Source organism: Paenibacillus sp. J31P13 (genome assembly GCF_056269295.1).
On sequence record NZ_JBWDNR010000005.1, the window covers coordinates 441,734 to 457,010 of the forward strand.

Genomic DNA, 15,277 nt, shown 5'->3' on the forward strand with positions numbered 1-15,277 from the left:
ATCGTGTAATTAAGCTTGCATAGCTAGAAAAGCGTCAGAATCAATCTTCTGAACCGCATCGATTGTTCCGCCTCCGAGACAAACCTCACCATCATAGAGCACGACTGCTTGTCCAGGTGTAATCGCCTTTTGAGGCTTATCAAATACAATTTGCGCTGTGCCATCCTCTTGGATCGTAACGGATACGCCTTGATCCGGTTGACGGTAACGGAATTTTGCTGTGCAGCGGAGCGGTGCGTCGCTGTTAATAGGCAGAATCCAATTCATGCCGCTAGCCGTTAAGCTTACGGAATATAAGCTAGGATGCTGATCGCCTTGAACAACATACAAAATATTGCGCTCTAAATCCTTGTCAGCTACAAACCAAGGCTCGCCTGAGCCGGATCCACCGATGCCAAGCCCTTGACGCTGACCCAGCGTGTAATACATCAAGCCGTCATGACGGCCTTTTTTCTCACCCGTATGAATATCAATCATATCGCCTGATTGTGCTGGCAAGTAGCCGCTCAGGAAGGTTTTGAAGTTCCGCTCGCCAATAAAGCAAACGCCGGTGCTATCCTTCTTCTTAGCCGTATATAAACCAGCTTCTTCAGCAATGCGGCGCACCTCCGGTTTAGGAAGATGACCGATTGGGAACATAGCCTTTTCCAATTGCTTTTGGTTAAGGGCACTTAAAAAATAAGTCTGGTCCTTGTTGGAGTCAATCCCTCGAAGCAGCTTGGTCTCGCCATCCTCTGAACGTTCAACCCGTGCATAATGCCCAGTCGCCAAATAATCAGCGCCAAGTTCCATTGCACGCTGCAAGAAATCGCCAAACTTAATTTCACGATTGCACATGACATCGGGATTAGGCGTCCGTCCGCGTTTGTATTCATCTAGAAAATAAGTAAAGACCTTGTCAAAATATTGCCGTTCAAAATTAACGGTATAATAGGGGATGCCGATTTGTTCACAGACGCGGCGAACATCTTCTGAATCTTCTTCCGCCGTGCAATGACCGAATTCATCGGTATCATCCCAGTTTTTCATAAATATGCCGACAACGTCATAGCCTTGCTGCTTGAGCAGCAGCGCAGTGACGGAGGAATCCACGCCACCGGACATGCCGACGACGACTCTTGTCGAAGAAATTGGTTTTTCCATCATAAACACCACCTTGTTGAATCAAACACGTATCATTGTAACATACGCGGAAAACTTTTTCATGAAGATGTCAACCTTTTTACACACGATGCCAGTTTGATATGTTAACATATAAGGGATATGGGAATACAGTGATTTAGAGAATCATTAGTAAGAGACATATAAAACTCAAATAATATATAAAAGAGGTGCCAATTTGAAAATATCGACGAAAGGCCGTTACGGCTTAACTATTATGATGGAGCTAGCGGCTAAATTTGGTGAAGGGCCAACTTCGCTCAAGAGTATCGCTGAACGAAATAACCTTTCCGAGCACTATTTGGAGCAATTGGTAGCACCGCTTCGCAACGCAGGTCTAGTGAAAAGTATTCGGGGCGCTTACGGCGGCTATATTTTGTCAAAAGATCCGGAAAGCATCACTGCGGGTGACATTATCCGTATTCTTGAAGGGCCGATTTCACCTGTCGATTTTACAGAAGAGGATGATCCGGCAAAACGTAATTTATGGCTCAGAATCCGTGACAGCATTGCAGAGGTACTTGATTCTACAACGTTAGCTAATCTCATCTCCTTTGAAGAAGAAGGAAAACCTGACAGCTATATGTTCTATATTTAAAGGATGTTGACCGATGAAAACCTATTATTTTGATCATGCTGCCACGACGCCCATGCATCCCAATGTTGCGAAAGCAATGCTGGCGCAAATGCAAGGGCCCGGCGGCAACTCGTCGAGTATGCACTCATTTGGAAGAACTGCAAAGCAGCAGCTAAATCGTTCGAGAGATCGTATTTCAGCTGTCCTCGGTTGTAAACCCACAGAGCTTATGTTCACCTCAGGCGGCACGGAAAGCGATAATACCGCTATAATTGGCGCTGCTAGAGCGCAGCGCAAGCTAGGGAAAAACCATATTATTACATCAGCAGGTGAGCATCACGCCGTTTTGCATACATGCCAATGGCTCAGCAAGGAAGAAGGCTTTAGTCTGACTGTTTTGCCAATTGATAGTACTGGAATAACTGCGCCAGAGCTTGTTGAAGAAGCGATGACGCCGGAAACAGGTCTAGTCAGTATTATGCACGGGAATAATGAAATAGGTACTTTGCAGCCGATTGAGGAAATAGGACGCATAGCCCAAAGCGGCGGTGCGTTTTATCATGTTGATGCTGTACAGACGCTCGGGTCGGTAAATTATCGGCTAAATGAGCTGCCTGTTGATTTGATGAGCTTTTCTGCTCATAAAATTAACGGACCTCAAGGTGTCGGTGCATTATACGTAGCGAATGGAACACTGCTTGAATCTATACAGCACGGGGGCTCACAGGAGCGGAAACGCCGTGCCGGCACAGAAAACATAGCCGGAATTGTCGGTTTTGCAGAAGCTGTTGAAATTTCTGTGAACGAGCGGGAAAAGAAGCAACTTTTTATGATTGAGCTTCGTAAGAGATGGGTAGAGTTATTACAAGAACATGTTCAAACACCCATTATTGTGAATGGAAATGAGCATCACCATTTGCCGCATATCGTAAATATCAGCTTTATCGGGATTGATACCGAAACGATGCTGATGAATTTGGATATGGAAGGCATTGCGGCAGCAAGCGGCTCTGCCTGTACATCTGGTGCGCTGGAACGTTCTCATGTTTTACGTGCCATGGAGCTTCCGGAGGAACAAATTCATTCGGCTGTAAGATTTAGCTTCGGTTTGGGGAATACTCTAGAGGAATTAGAAGAAGCCGCACAGAAAATTGGAACGATCGTGAGGCGTATTCGTAATAACTACTAGGAGGGCCCCGGTTAAGCGTGATTAAACTTCAACAGCTTATTGGACTTCCCGTTATTGTGATCCATTCCGGCAAGCTGGTCGGAACGGTAAAGGATGCTTGGTTTGATGAGCATTGGAAATTAAATGGTCTCATACTGGAGTATACGAAATGGTTTGCTTCATCTGTGAAAATTGTGGCGTGGTCCGATGTATTAGCTTGTGGAGAGGACACCGTCATCATTGCAAGTGAAGAAGCGATCACTCGGATGAAGTCAAAGCAATTGCTGCGCTCTTTTTACACAGGATTGGTGAAATTAAAAGATTTACCCGTTGTAACTGTTCAAGGTTTACAGCTCGGACGCATATCAGATGTATATTTTTACCCAAATGAGGGTACACAAATAATAGGCTACGAGCTTACGGACGGTTTTGTTTCGGATTTGATGGAAGGGCGTAAATGGCTGAGAGCGCCTAGTGATCCGGATGCCGTATTACTAGGGGAAGATGCGATTATTGTTCCTGCTGTCAGTGAAGCGGAATTGGAGCCTGTCGCAGTTTCCAATTTCAAAGGATAGGGAGAAATTAAATATGATGAGATGTCCGAATTGTAATTCCAAAGATATCGGAAAGATTGGTTCCCATCAGTTTTATTGCTGGGGTTGCTTCATCGAATTAACAGTGAACGGCGAGAAAATGTCGGTTTATCAAGTGGAAGAGGACGGTACGTTAAGCTCGCTTGACGATTTGTTCTTTGAAGAGGAAATAGCTGACGTTCATGAAATACACGTAAACTGACGTGACTTTTCTATAAATATGCGAAATCAAGAGACGGTCGTCTTTGACCGTCTTTTTTTGTTTATATAAGGATGAAATGGACCGCTTGTACATATACTGAACTAGTTCTCTTTTGCCCGTGGCAAATAAGTGAAATAGCTAGTTCGGAGGTGGGGACGGTGGAGAGATTTACGAAGAGCCGTCTATTCGTATGGCTCATTTACATTATATTAAGCTTAATCGCGATCTTATTGCTGCTGCAGATTAAGCCATTGATCGTAAATGTGTATGTATTTTTGAGGGCTGTTCTTGCTCCTTTCATCATCGCTATGATTATCTCATATGTCCTCAATCCGATCGTTACTATGCTGCATGAGCGGAAAGTGCCGAGAACGATTGCGGTATTATTGATTTATGCCGTGTTCTGTGCGGTCATAACCGTTTTGCTCGTAAATATGATTCCCATGTTTGTTGAACAGGTGCAGGAGCTCAATCGACATGTTCCAGAGCTGTCCATGCGTGCGCAAAATATTGTGACGGATATTAACAATACATCGTTTTTACCGGATAGTATTCGAAGCGGGTTGAATAAAGCATTAGTGAATATTGAGAAAATGCTGTCAGAGAGCTTGTTTAACTTTGTTAATAATATCGGATCTATGCTTAACGCTGTTTTTATCGCGTTTATCATTCCGTTTCTTGCTTTCTATATATTAAAAGATTTTGATGTATTTGAGCGTACCGTTATCACCTATGTACCGAAGTCGCATCGGAAAAATACGGTCCGGCTCCTGAAGGACATTGATTCTGCGCTTGGCAGCTATATCCGAGGGCAATTTCTGGTTTGTGTCATTGTCGGTGTTCTTGCCTATTTCGGTTACTTAATTGTAGGGATGCCTTATGCCTTGCTTCTCGCCGGCATTGTCGCGATTACGAATGTCATACCTTACATGGGACCATTCTTCGGTGCTGCGCCTGCGCTCTTGATGGCTTCCACGGTTTCTTTGAAAATGGTCGTTCTGGTTGCGATTATTAATGCGTTGTGCCAAATACTGGAAGGGAATGTCATATCGCCGCAAGTAGTGGGTCGAACATTGCACATGCATCCGCTTTCTATTATTTTCGCATTGCTGGTTGGCGGCGAAATAGCAGGTATAGTCGGCATGATCTTGGCAGTCCCGATCTTCGCCGTATGCAAGGTCATTGTTCAGCATATGTTCGCTTATTATGTAAGGAGAAAGATTATTTGACAGGTGACAAGGCTCTAGCTATAATTTTGGAATAGTCTTGTATACATCTGATTAAAACGTTGACGAATTGAAGTAAGCCATTGCCCGTTAGCCAGAGAGAAAGCTTCTTCACTGCAGCTCCTATTGGGGAGTGCAGCGTTGGTTGAGAAAGCTTTTATGACGAAGGGTGGCCGAAAGCTCTTTTCGGAGTGTGAATGAACTTCACCGGTTGGACTCGTTATCGTCTAATGAAGGCGATTGCGCATGCTCCAAGAGAGACGCAATAACCAGGGTGGTACCGCGAATTTATTCGTCCCTGTCTATGACAGGGGCGTTTTTTGTGTTTTATAAGCTAAAGGGGGCTCCTAATAATGAAAGCTAGTGAAATTCGTGCAAAATGGCTTGCTTTTTTTGAAAGCAAAGGCCATAAAATTGAACCAAGCGCATCGCTTGTACCTCATAATGATCCGTCATTGCTTTGGATCAATGCAGGTATGGCGCCATTGAAACCATATTTCGATGGTCGTGTCGTTCCTGAAAACCCGCGTATTACGAATTCTCAAAAATGCATCCGTACAAATGATATTGAGAATGTCGGTAAAACACGCAGACATCATACGTTCTTTGAGATGCTGGGCAATTTCTCAATCGGGGATTATTTTAAAGAGGATGCTATTACATGGGGCTGGGAGTTCCTAACTGATTCGAAGTGGATCGGCTTTGATCCAGAACGCTTGTCGGTTACGGTATATCCTGAGGATGAAGAAGCTTTTAACTACTGGAATAAAAAAATCGGTCTTCCTGCAGAGCGTATTTACAAGCTGGAAGAAAACTTCTGGGATATCGGCGAGGGTCCATGCGGTCCTTGTACAGAAATTTTTTATGACCGCGGTGATAAATACGGCGACTTGTCTGATCCTGAGTGCTGGCCGGGCGGAGAGAACGAACGTTTCCTAGAAGTATGGAATATCGTATTCTCGGAATTCAACCATAACAAAGATGGCAGCTACACGCCGCTTCCTAACAAAAATATTGATACAGGCGCTGGACTTGAGCGTTTTACATCGATTTTGCAGGATGTTGATTCAAACTTCGATACGGATCTGTTTATGCCTATTATTGAGCGTACTTGTCAAATTGCAAAGGTAAGCTACAAAACGAATGCAGAATATGACGTGGCGTTAAAAGTTATTGCTGACCATATTCGTACCGTTGCATTTGCTGTTGGCGATGGCGTTATGCCGTCTAATGAAGGCCGCGGCTACATTATTCGCCGTTTGCTTCGCCGTGCGGTTCGTTACGGAAAAACAATCGGTATAGATCGTCCTTTCTTGCATGAGCTGACTTCTGTGGTTGGTGAAGTAATGGGCGTATACTACCCAGAGGTAGTAGAGAAACGCCAGTTTATTGAGCGTGTTATCCGTACGGAGGAAGAACGTTTCCATGAGACGCTTTCTGATGGTCTAGCAATGCTGTCAGATCTTGTCGCAGCAGCGGGCAAGGCAGGAAACAAAGAGATCAACGGCGATGACGCATTCCGCTTGTATGATACGTATGGCTTCCCATTCGATTTAACGGAGGATTTTGCCTCTGAGAACGGAATGACTGTTGATCGTGCAGGCTTTGATGCTGCTATGGAAGCGCAGCGTGATCGGGCTCGTTCAGCTCGTCAAGATACAGGAAGCATGAAGGTTCAAGGCGGTCCACTGGGTGATTTTACGGTTAAAAGCCAATTTATTGGCTATAATGAACTGGAAACAGAATCGCAAATCATTGCTATTGTTCATGATGAATTGTCAGTGGAATCTGCTGGAATTGGCAGCAAAGCGCTTGTTATTCTTGATCGTACACCGTTCTATGCAGAGAGCGGCGGACAAATTGGCGATCGCGGAATCATCGCAGGAAATGGTTTCACCTTGCAGGTAGAGGATGTTACGAAAGCACCGCATGGTCAAAGTGTACATCATGTTACCGTAACGGAAGGAACAGTACGTACAGGACAGACTGTGAAAGCAACAGTAGCAAGATCGGTTCGCGATGATGTCATCAAAAACCACACGGCTACGCATTTGCTTCATAAAGCATTAAAAGAGGTGCTTGGCGATCACGTTAATCAAGCTGGCTCTCTTGTTGAAGGAGAACGTCTGCGGTTTGACTTCTCTCACTTCGGCAGCATTACAGCAGAAGAGCTTGTAGAAATCGAGCGCCGTGTAAATGAGCAAATTTGGCTCGGTATTCCAGTAGTGATTGATACGAAATCACTTAATGAGGCAAAAGCTATGGGTGCTATGGCACTCTTCGGCGAAAAATATGGCGATGAGGTTCGCGTCGTACAGGTTGGCAGCTACAGCTTAGAGCTGTGCGGAGGCTGTCATGTTGGCAATACTTCGCAAATCGGACTGTTTAAGCTTCTGAGCGAGAGTGGAATCGGCTCTGGCGTGCGAAGAATTGAAGCTGTTACAGGCAAACATGCGTATCAGTATTTAGAAGGCCAGCTTGATCTTCTTAAACAATCGGCTGCATTGCTAAAATCGAATACAGCTGACGTGCCGAAACGAATTGAAGCATTATTTGGTCAAACCAAAGAACTTACACGTGAAAATGAATCCTTGCAAGCGAAGCTTAGCCATATTGAAGCAGGCTCCCTAGAAGAAAATGCGAAAACGGTAAATGGCGTAACGATCTTATGCGCAAACGTGAATGCTCCTTCGATGGATGCGCTCCGCGGTATCGTGGATGAGCTTAAGCTGAAGCTTGAAACTAGTGTAATCGTGCTTGGTGCTGTTGCAGACGGCAAAGTTAACCTAGCAGCAGCCGTTTCGCCTGATTTGGTTAAGAAAGGCTTCCATGCTGGAAAAATCGTGAAAGAAGCTGCTGTACATTGCGGCGGAAGCGGCGGCGGAAGACCTGACATGGCACAAGCCGGCGGTAAAGATACGTCCAAGTTAGATGAAGCGCTGAAACTTGCGGAAAAACTAGTTTTGGAACAAACAACTGTGGTATGATAAGAAGGAATAGCGGTTTAGAAAGTGAGGTGCTGGCGATGAGTTCCATGGACAATACTATGAAATTTAACGTGAAGGCGGAGGGGGTTGAATCTTCTCAGGACATTTTGCTGTCAGTGCATGAAGCACTTCTAGAGAAAGAGTATAATCCGATTAACCAGATCGTTGGATATTTGCTGTCCGGAGATCCCGCGTATATCCCGCGGCATAACAACGCCAGAAGTCTAATTCGCAAGAAGGAAAGAGACGAATTGATTGAAGAGCTTGTCCGGTTTTATTTAAACCACAAGAAACAATAATACAGTAGGCAGGAGCCGGACAAGACATGAGAGTAATGGGACTGGATTACGGCGATCGCAGGATTGGTGTAGCCGTCAGCGATGCGTTTCGCTGGACCGCACAAGGCACCGAAGTCATTGACCGCAGACGCGATGGCGGGGAAATGGACCGCATAGCTGAACTCGTGAAAGAACATGAAGTCAGTGAAATTGTTATTGGTCTGCCAAAAAACATGAACGGTACTGTCGGTCCGCGAGGCGAGATTTCAAAAGTATTTGCAGAAGAAATAAAGCAGAAACTAAACATACCTGTTCACCTTTGGGATGAAAGGCTGACGACAGTTGCTGCCGAACGGACGCTGATTGAAGCGGACGTCAGCCGGAAGAAGCGAAAGCTTGTAATAGACAAAATGGCGGCAACGCTGATTTTGCAAAACTATCTCGATTCTAAAACGAAAAGGTGAGGGTTAAAATGACAAACGAAAACTTGGAATACGAAGAGCCGGAAATTATCTATATTCCCGATGAAGAAGGCAATGAGGAAGAATTCGAAGTTATTATGAAATTCGAAGTAGACGGTTCCGATCAGAAATATATGATGGTTGTTCCTTTGCACAGCGAAAATGACGAGGAAGATGAAGTATATGCTTTCCGTTATGAAGAAGAGGGCGACGACCTTAAGCTATACACCATTGAAGATGAAGAAGAGTGGAACATGGTCGAAGAAACGTTTAATACGTTGCTCGGCGAGATGGAGGAACAAGACTAATGTCAGGCAATGATCAACAAGCGCCAAAAACGCTGGACAGCTTGAAAAAAGCGTTCGGCAATGAGGTAGAGCTAGAAGCGGAAGACGGCAGCGTTGAAGTGTATGACATCAAAGCTGAATTCCAGCTAGGAGATCGTATTTATGCAGCACTTCAATCTGATTCTATGCGTGGAGAGGATGAGGTTGAATTGTTCCGTGTTACACAAGCGGACGGCGAGCCTCAACTTGAAACGATCGAAGATGATGAAGAATGGGAAGCAGCTTCAGAAGCATACGATGATTTATTGTTTGCGGACAATGAACAACCGTAAGCGTCTAAAGAATAGACAAAAGGGCGGCTGCTAGTCGCCCTTTTGTTCAAATTATGGTGCATGCAGGTTGGGATTTATATTTTTTTATGTAAAACATAAGCTGAGCCGCCAAAGGATGGTCTCAGCATTTTCGCTTGCTTAAATCGAAAGTATACATCATAAAGAGGAGGTCTAAGATTGGATCATTCATTTCAGCAGCCAGAGCATCGCGACCACGGTCCGAAGCGAAGCCGCATTACGCTATGGGTTATTTTAAGCTTACTTGGCATTATGATTGTAGGAGCAGGAAGCGTAGCTTTGTATATATGGAGCAGCTTAAAGCCGACAGCCGCAGGCGAAGTTCAGAAGATTGAGATCCCTTCGGGGACGTCTGCTAATAAAATTGCAGATTTACTAGAAGATCAAGGCATTATTAAAAATGCATTTATTTTTAAATATTATATGAAATTCAATGATCAAGGCGCTCGATTTCAAGCGGGAGTGTACGAGCTTAACCCTGGCATGGACAACGACGCGATTATCGCTAAGCTAAACGCCGGAGAAACGGTGGCAGCCGAGACGATTCGCTTCACGATACCGGAAGGTTTTACGTTGCTGCAAATTGCGGACAAGCTTGCTGCTGATAAACTGATTGATAAAGCAAAGTTTATGGCGCTTGCAACGACTCAAAAAAAATGGGGCGATGTCGAGTCTGTTCTCTCTATTCCTGAGGTGGATAACTTGCACCAACGACTAGAGGGCTACTTGTTCCCTGAAACATATGAGATGAAAAAGGGAAGCACAGAAGAGAGCATTATTAAGCGTATGCTCGCGGAGCTTGACCTGAAGCTAGCTACACTGCCTGAGGGCTGGCAAGATGTGCTTGAAGAAAAAGGATTATCCTTGCATGAATTGCTGACCATCGCATCTCTTGTTGAGCGAGAGGTGGTTGTTGATGAGGAGAGGGCGCTCGTTGCAGGTGTTATTTATAACCGAATTGCCGATGGCATGCCGCTTCAAATTGATGCAACCGTGCAGTACTCTTTAGATAAACCGAAGGAAAGATTGTATGAAAAGGATCTATTGATAGATTCTCCTTATAACACATACAAGATTAAGGGATTGCCGCCTGGACCGATTGCGAGTCCAAGTCTAGATTCCATTCAAGCAGCTCTGTATCCGGAGAAATCGGAATATTTCTTTTATGTGACCAAAAAAGATGGCAGCCAAACGCATTTGTTTGCAAAAACCTATAAAGAGCATCTACGAAATATAGAAAAAAGCAACGAGACAGCTGGTTAAGCTTCTTGGCTTAGCTAGCTGTTGTTAAAGGGGGATTTGAAATGGCGTACAAGCCGGAATTGTTAGCAACTGCCGCTTCATTAGAGGAGCTTCAGAGACTTATTGCTGCAGGCGCAGATGCTTTTGTCATCGGTGAAGCACGTTATGGCATGCGTTTAGCTGGAGAGTTCAATGTGGATATGATAGCCGAAGCAGTGAAGATTGCGAAGCCAAAGGGTGTTCGTATCTATGTCTCTCTTAATAATTTGATGGATAATGATACGGTAGAAACGTTAGGTTCCTATATAACGGCTATTACTGAAGCGGGTGTCGATGCCATCGTATTCGGTGATCCTGCCGTTCTCATGACAGCAAGAACATATGCGCCAGGGATGAGCTTGCACTGGAACGCTGAAATGACATCTACTAACTATGCAACGGCAAACTATTGGGGACGCAGAGGGGCGACAAGATACGTGCTCGCTCGCGAGCTTAATATGGAGCAGGTAGTTGAAACAACGTCAGGAACCGAGCTTGAGCTGCAAGTACAGGTTCATGGAATGACCAATATTTATCACTCCAAGCGCTCGCTAGTAGAGAACTATTTAGAGCATCAATCAGAGACTGAGCGTTTGTCGGACAAGGATAAAGATCGTGGTCTCTATGTAATGGAAGCAGAGCGTCAGGACGAGCGGTATCCGATTTATGAGGATGCAAACGGAACGCATATGATGAGCTCTGATGATTTATGTATGATAGAGAATCTGCATGAGCTGATGGAAGTTGGTATTAGCAGCTTGAAGGTAGAAGGTATTATGAAATCTATTGAATATAACGAAATCGTTATCCGTGCTTATCGTCAGGCGATTGATGAATATACGAAAGATCCGCAGGGTTATGTCTTTCAAGAGGAATGGTTAGAGGCGATTCAAGCTGTGCAGGATCCCAGCCGTGAGCTAAGTTATGGTTTCTTTTACAAAGAGCAAGTGTATTGAGAAGTAGGAGGTTTAATAAAGAATGACAACGACAGAGAAGACGACTCCGCGCTACCAAGGAAAAAGAAATCGGCTTGAAAGACCTGAGCTGCTAGCTCCTGCAGGAAATTTAGAGAAGCTGAAGTTTGCGGTTCATTACGGTGCGGATGCAGTATATATTGGCGGCCAAAAATATGGCTTGCGTTCAAATGCAGATAACTTTAGCTTTGAGGAAATGAAGGAAGGCGTAGAATTCGCGAAACGTTATGGTGCTAAAGTGTTCGTTGCGACGAATATTTATGCGCATAATGAGGATATTGAAGGCATTGAAGAATATTTACGTCAATTAGAGAATGCTGGAATAGCGGCGATTATTGCGGCAGACCCTGCAATTATTGAGACAGCTCAGCGTGTTGCGCCAAAGCTAGAGGTGCATTTGAGTACGCAGCAATCAACGCTGAACTGGCAGGCCGTACAATTCTGGAAGGAAGAGGGCTTGCCGCGTGTCGTACTAGGCCGTGAAACTAGCTTTAAAGATATCGCAGAGATCAAGAAGCATGTTGATATCGAAATTGAGGCGTTCATTCATGGCGCGATGTGTTCTTCCTTCTCTGGCCGTTGTGTTCTTTCTAATCATTTTACCGATAGAGATTCCAATCGCGGCGGCTGCTGTCAGTCCTGTCGGTGGAAGTATGATCTGTTTGCTGATGATTCTCCTATGTATCCGGAAGAGGAAGATAAGTTTACGATGGGCTCCAAGGACTTATGTATGATCGAATATATGCCTGAGCTGATTGAGGTTGGGGTAGACAGCTTCAAAATTGAAGGCAGAATGAAGAGCATTCATTATGTGGCAACTGTTGTTAATGTGTACAGACAAGCCATTGATGCCTATTTTGCTGATCCAGAGCATTTTGAACTGAAGCGTGAATGGGTCGATGAGATCAATAAAGCTGCAAATCGCCCATTGAACACAGGGTTCTTCCTGGACACGCCTGGCGTTGAGGATCATATCTATGAGCCTGAGGAAAAGGCGGCTCCTTATGATTTTGCAGGTATCGTGCTAGAATATGATGCGAAATCAGGCTTTGCTGTTATTCAGCAGCGCAATCACTTCAAGTTGGGGCAAGAGGTTGAATTCGTAGGACCGCAAGGGACGTTCTTTAAACAGACCGTAACGGAAATGACCGATGTAGAGGGGCAGACACTTGATGCAGCGCGTCATCCGTTGCAGCATATCCGACTTCGGACCCTTAAACCGGTTAAACCGATGGACATGATGCGCAAAAAAATAGGTAAGAAGTAAAAAGGTAATGGGGCAAGAGTCTTATTTTTCTGAGAAAAATAAGACTCTTTTTTTTATTTATTATTACAAATTGACAATGGTATGCCGATATAAAAGTATAGAATGTGAATACATAATTCCTCATATTTCGCTAGCTATTAATAAACCATATTAGATTTACAAAAGTAAAGGCGGTGTCTCTTCTAATGAGCAAAGAAAAGAATAAAAAAACAAAGATGCCAGAGCAGCAAAAGGATCAGAAGGGGCTGAGAGATATAAAAGGGGAACAATCTAACACGATTTTGAAAGCGCAATCAAAGATGGACGCGATCAAGCAAGCAGCTGGAAGCATAGCGGATAGAAGAATATCGAATCCATTCAAGTCGGTAGGACTAGTTCTATTTCTCATCATTTTTTGCAGTATTATTGCATGTGTTTTGACTGTAGGACTAATGGCATATTCAAAGTCTAAAGCCATCATAGAAAGCAAAGTATCGGAATCAAGCTATCAAACGGTCGTTCAGGTCTCAAATAACCTAGATATCATTTTTCAAACGTATGAAGATCTTTCGCTTCAAATGATCATTGATAAAAGCTTCCATGAGATTGTTAGAGAAAGACTCGATAGTGTAGATGACTTCTCTAAATTTGAGACAACACGTAAACTAAGTGATAAAATGCAAACCTTTGTTATGGGAAACAATGCAATTACGGGAGTTATCTTATTGCCAGTTGACCCTAAGCTCGATGTTGTAACGGCGGGACTATCCAATGCAACCAATGCAGAGAAGCTAATGGCTTCAGACTGGTATAAGGATGTAGTTGAGAAGAGCGGTAAAACAAGCTGGCTCAGACCGTCGCCAGAAGGTTATGCAGGTTCGGCGGCAACGCCAACGATAGCGATAAGCAGACTTATTAAAGATAGCACGACTAGCAATGCTTCCTATGTCATGTTATTGGAAATTAATCTAGAAAGCTTAAAAAGCCGCTATCAGGATGTTGTGCTAGGCGAAGGCAGTGAATTATCAATTATTGATGAAAAAGGCAATTATGTTACGAATGGGGATGCTGAATTAGTTGGACAGCCCATTACGGTTGCACTTCCAACTGAGGGCGAGAAAGCTTTGAAAGGATCTACTAAAGCTAAAAATGAAAAAGGGCAGTCGGTTCTTGCCGTCTACAAAACCTTTGAAACAGTAGACTGGAAGCTGGTAGGCACAATGCCTGTCCAAGAGCTTGTGAGAGACGCCAAATCGATTCAAAACATGACGTGGATTACGGTGTTTGTTGCTGCTTTAATCGCAATTGCAATAGGGGTATTAGTAATTCTAAGAATTGCTCAGCCTTTGGTGAAGCTGCGGAATTTGATGAATGAGGGAGCAAGCGGGAATCTGATGGTTCGTTCTACGATGCGGAAGCGGTCAGATGAAATCGGAGAGCTCAGCGAAAGCTTCAATCTCATGATGACTCAAATTAAGGAGCTGGCGCTTCAAACGACAAGATCTGCTGAGGACGTGCTTCTCACAGCATCGCATCTAAGTGATGCTTCGAAGAAAACAGCACTGTCCGCACGTGAGATTGCAGTAGCTACAGAAGAAATTGCAGGCGGAGCAACAAGCCTCGCAGTTGAGGCAGAGAAAGGTACAGACTTGACCTCGAATATCGATGTTCAAATGCAAAAAGTAATCGAAGCCAATGGGCTGATGGTACATTCAGCAACCGAGGTTGAGAAGGCAAGTGAGCAAGGAACCGCTTATATGGGCGTCCTTATTCAGAAAACAGGCATGACAGAAGAGATGACTCGTTCCATGGTAGAGAAGGTTGATAAGCTAAAAGAAAGCACAGTCTCTATCGTTAAAATATTAGAGGTTCTCAATAGTTTGACGAAGCAAACGAATATTTTATCACTGAATGCGACGATTGAGGCTGCACGTGCAGGCGCAGCCGGCAAGGGCTTTATGGTCGTAGCGGATGAAATTCGGAAGCTAGCCGATCAATCTCGTCAGTCGATTGATGTGGTTGGACAAATCACGGAAAAAATTAGAGGCGAAATTGATGAGACCGTACTCGTATTATCAGACGCCTATCCGCTATTCCAAGAGCAAATTGGTTCGGTTAAAGAAGCGAATCAAATTTTCTTAACCGTACAAGGCCAAATGGGACAATTTGTTGAGAAGCTTGATATGGTTACGGATTCAATCGGTCAGCTTGATGAGTCACAATCGATGCTGGCAGCTGCGATGACGAATGTGAGCGCGGTAGCAGAGGAATCATCCGCTACATCTGAGGAAGTGGCATCGCTAAGCTCTGAACAGCTTAGCATCAGTGACAATATGGTTGTCCTTTCTGATAAGCTGGATACGGTATCTCGAGAGCTGCAAGATTCTCTTTCTAAATTTAAAATTAATTAATTTGTTTTCAAATAGGGCTCCTCAGCGGATCATTGCTGAGGGGCTCTTTTTTTTGAGTGGCATACTGATGTTTGA

Annotated in this window: 15 protein-coding genes; 14 read left to right on the forward strand and 1 reads right to left on the reverse strand. The window is 44.3% G+C overall.

The window, feature by feature from the left end:
• Nucleotides 1-9: 9 nt before the first annotated feature.
• On the reverse strand, nucleotides 10-1,143 hold the full coding sequence (gene mnmA / locus AC0YOD_RS19265) for a tRNA 2-thiouridine(34) synthase MnmA (RefSeq protein ID WP_475800946.1): 1,134 nt from the start codon (nucleotides 1,141-1,143) through the stop codon (nucleotides 10-12).
• 196 nt (nucleotides 1,144-1,339) lie between these two features.
• On the opposite strand from mnmA, the gene cymR reads away from it, so the two are divergent.
• The 14 genes from cymR to AC0YOD_RS19335 all read left to right on the forward strand — a co-directional run bounded on the left by cymR (nucleotide 1,340) and on the right by AC0YOD_RS19335 (nucleotide 15,202).
• Nucleotides 1,340-1,759 carry a cysteine metabolism transcriptional regulator CymR gene (cymR, locus tag AC0YOD_RS19270; protein WP_475800947.1) on the forward strand — a complete coding sequence of 140 codons (420 nt, stop codon included), beginning with the start codon at nucleotides 1,340-1,342 and terminating at the stop codon, nucleotides 1,757-1,759.
• Nucleotides 1,760-1,772: 13 nt separating this feature from the next.
• Nucleotides 1,773-2,927: a cysteine desulfurase family protein gene (locus AC0YOD_RS19275; RefSeq protein WP_475800948.1), complete on the forward strand. Its 1,155-nt coding sequence runs from the start codon at nucleotides 1,773-1,775 to the stop codon at nucleotides 2,925-2,927.
• A 17-nt stretch (nucleotides 2,928-2,944) separates the two neighbouring features.
• The gene (locus tag AC0YOD_RS19280; RefSeq protein WP_475800949.1) at nucleotides 2,945-3,481 is read left to right on the forward strand and encodes a PRC-barrel domain-containing protein; all 537 of its coding nucleotides are present in this window, start codon (nucleotides 2,945-2,947) and stop codon (nucleotides 3,479-3,481) included.
• A 13-nt stretch (nucleotides 3,482-3,494) separates the two neighbouring features.
• The gene (locus tag AC0YOD_RS19285) at nucleotides 3,495-3,701 is read left to right on the forward strand and encodes a hypothetical protein (protein WP_475800950.1); all 207 of its coding nucleotides are present in this window, start codon (nucleotides 3,495-3,497) and stop codon (nucleotides 3,699-3,701) included.
• A gap of 158 nt (nucleotides 3,702-3,859) precedes the next feature.
• Nucleotides 3,860-4,930 (forward strand): AI-2E family transporter, encoded by a 1,071-nt coding sequence (locus AC0YOD_RS19290; protein ID WP_475800951.1) that lies wholly within the window; start codon nucleotides 3,860-3,862, stop codon nucleotides 4,928-4,930.
• A 350-nt stretch (nucleotides 4,931-5,280) separates the two neighbouring features.
• Nucleotides 5,281-7,914: an alanine--tRNA ligase gene (alaS, locus tag AC0YOD_RS19295; RefSeq protein WP_475800952.1), complete on the forward strand. Its 2,634-nt coding sequence runs from the start codon at nucleotides 5,281-5,283 to the stop codon at nucleotides 7,912-7,914.
• A 38-nt stretch (nucleotides 7,915-7,952) separates the two neighbouring features.
• The gene (locus tag AC0YOD_RS19300; RefSeq protein WP_053377682.1) at nucleotides 7,953-8,213 is read left to right on the forward strand and encodes an IreB family regulatory phosphoprotein; all 261 of its coding nucleotides are present in this window, start codon (nucleotides 7,953-7,955) and stop codon (nucleotides 8,211-8,213) included.
• A 26-nt stretch (nucleotides 8,214-8,239) separates the two neighbouring features.
• Complete coding sequence (ruvX, locus tag AC0YOD_RS19305) at nucleotides 8,240-8,656, forward strand: Holliday junction resolvase RuvX (protein WP_475800953.1); 417 nt, start codon at nucleotides 8,240-8,242, stop codon at nucleotides 8,654-8,656.
• Between the two features lie 8 nt (nucleotides 8,657-8,664).
• Nucleotides 8,665-8,961 (forward strand): DUF1292 domain-containing protein, encoded by a 297-nt coding sequence (locus tag AC0YOD_RS19310; protein WP_475800954.1) that lies wholly within the window; start codon nucleotides 8,665-8,667, stop codon nucleotides 8,959-8,961.
• A complete protein-coding gene (locus tag AC0YOD_RS19315) occupies nucleotides 8,961-9,272 on the forward strand; it encodes a DUF1292 domain-containing protein (RefSeq protein WP_475800955.1) in 312 nt (103 codons plus the stop codon). The genes AC0YOD_RS19310 and AC0YOD_RS19315 overlap by 1 nt, the downstream gene beginning before the upstream one ends.
• A gap of 177 nt (nucleotides 9,273-9,449) precedes the next feature.
• Entirely contained in the window at nucleotides 9,450-10,553 is a 1,104-nt protein-coding gene (mltG, locus tag AC0YOD_RS19320) for an endolytic transglycosylase MltG (protein ID WP_475800956.1), read from the forward strand.
• 41 nt (nucleotides 10,554-10,594) lie between these two features.
• Nucleotides 10,595-11,527 (forward strand): peptidase U32 family protein, encoded by a 933-nt coding sequence (locus AC0YOD_RS19325; protein WP_475800957.1) that lies wholly within the window; start codon nucleotides 10,595-10,597, stop codon nucleotides 11,525-11,527.
• A gap of 22 nt (nucleotides 11,528-11,549) precedes the next feature.
• Nucleotides 11,550-12,812, forward strand: coding sequence for a peptidase U32 family protein (locus AC0YOD_RS19330; RefSeq protein ID WP_475800958.1), 1,263 nt, complete (start codon nucleotides 11,550-11,552; stop codon nucleotides 12,810-12,812).
• A gap of 185 nt (nucleotides 12,813-12,997) precedes the next feature.
• Nucleotides 12,998-15,202: a methyl-accepting chemotaxis protein gene (locus AC0YOD_RS19335; protein WP_475800959.1), complete on the forward strand. Its 2,205-nt coding sequence runs from the start codon at nucleotides 12,998-13,000 to the stop codon at nucleotides 15,200-15,202.
• The last annotated feature ends 75 nt before the right edge of the window (nucleotides 15,203-15,277 follow it).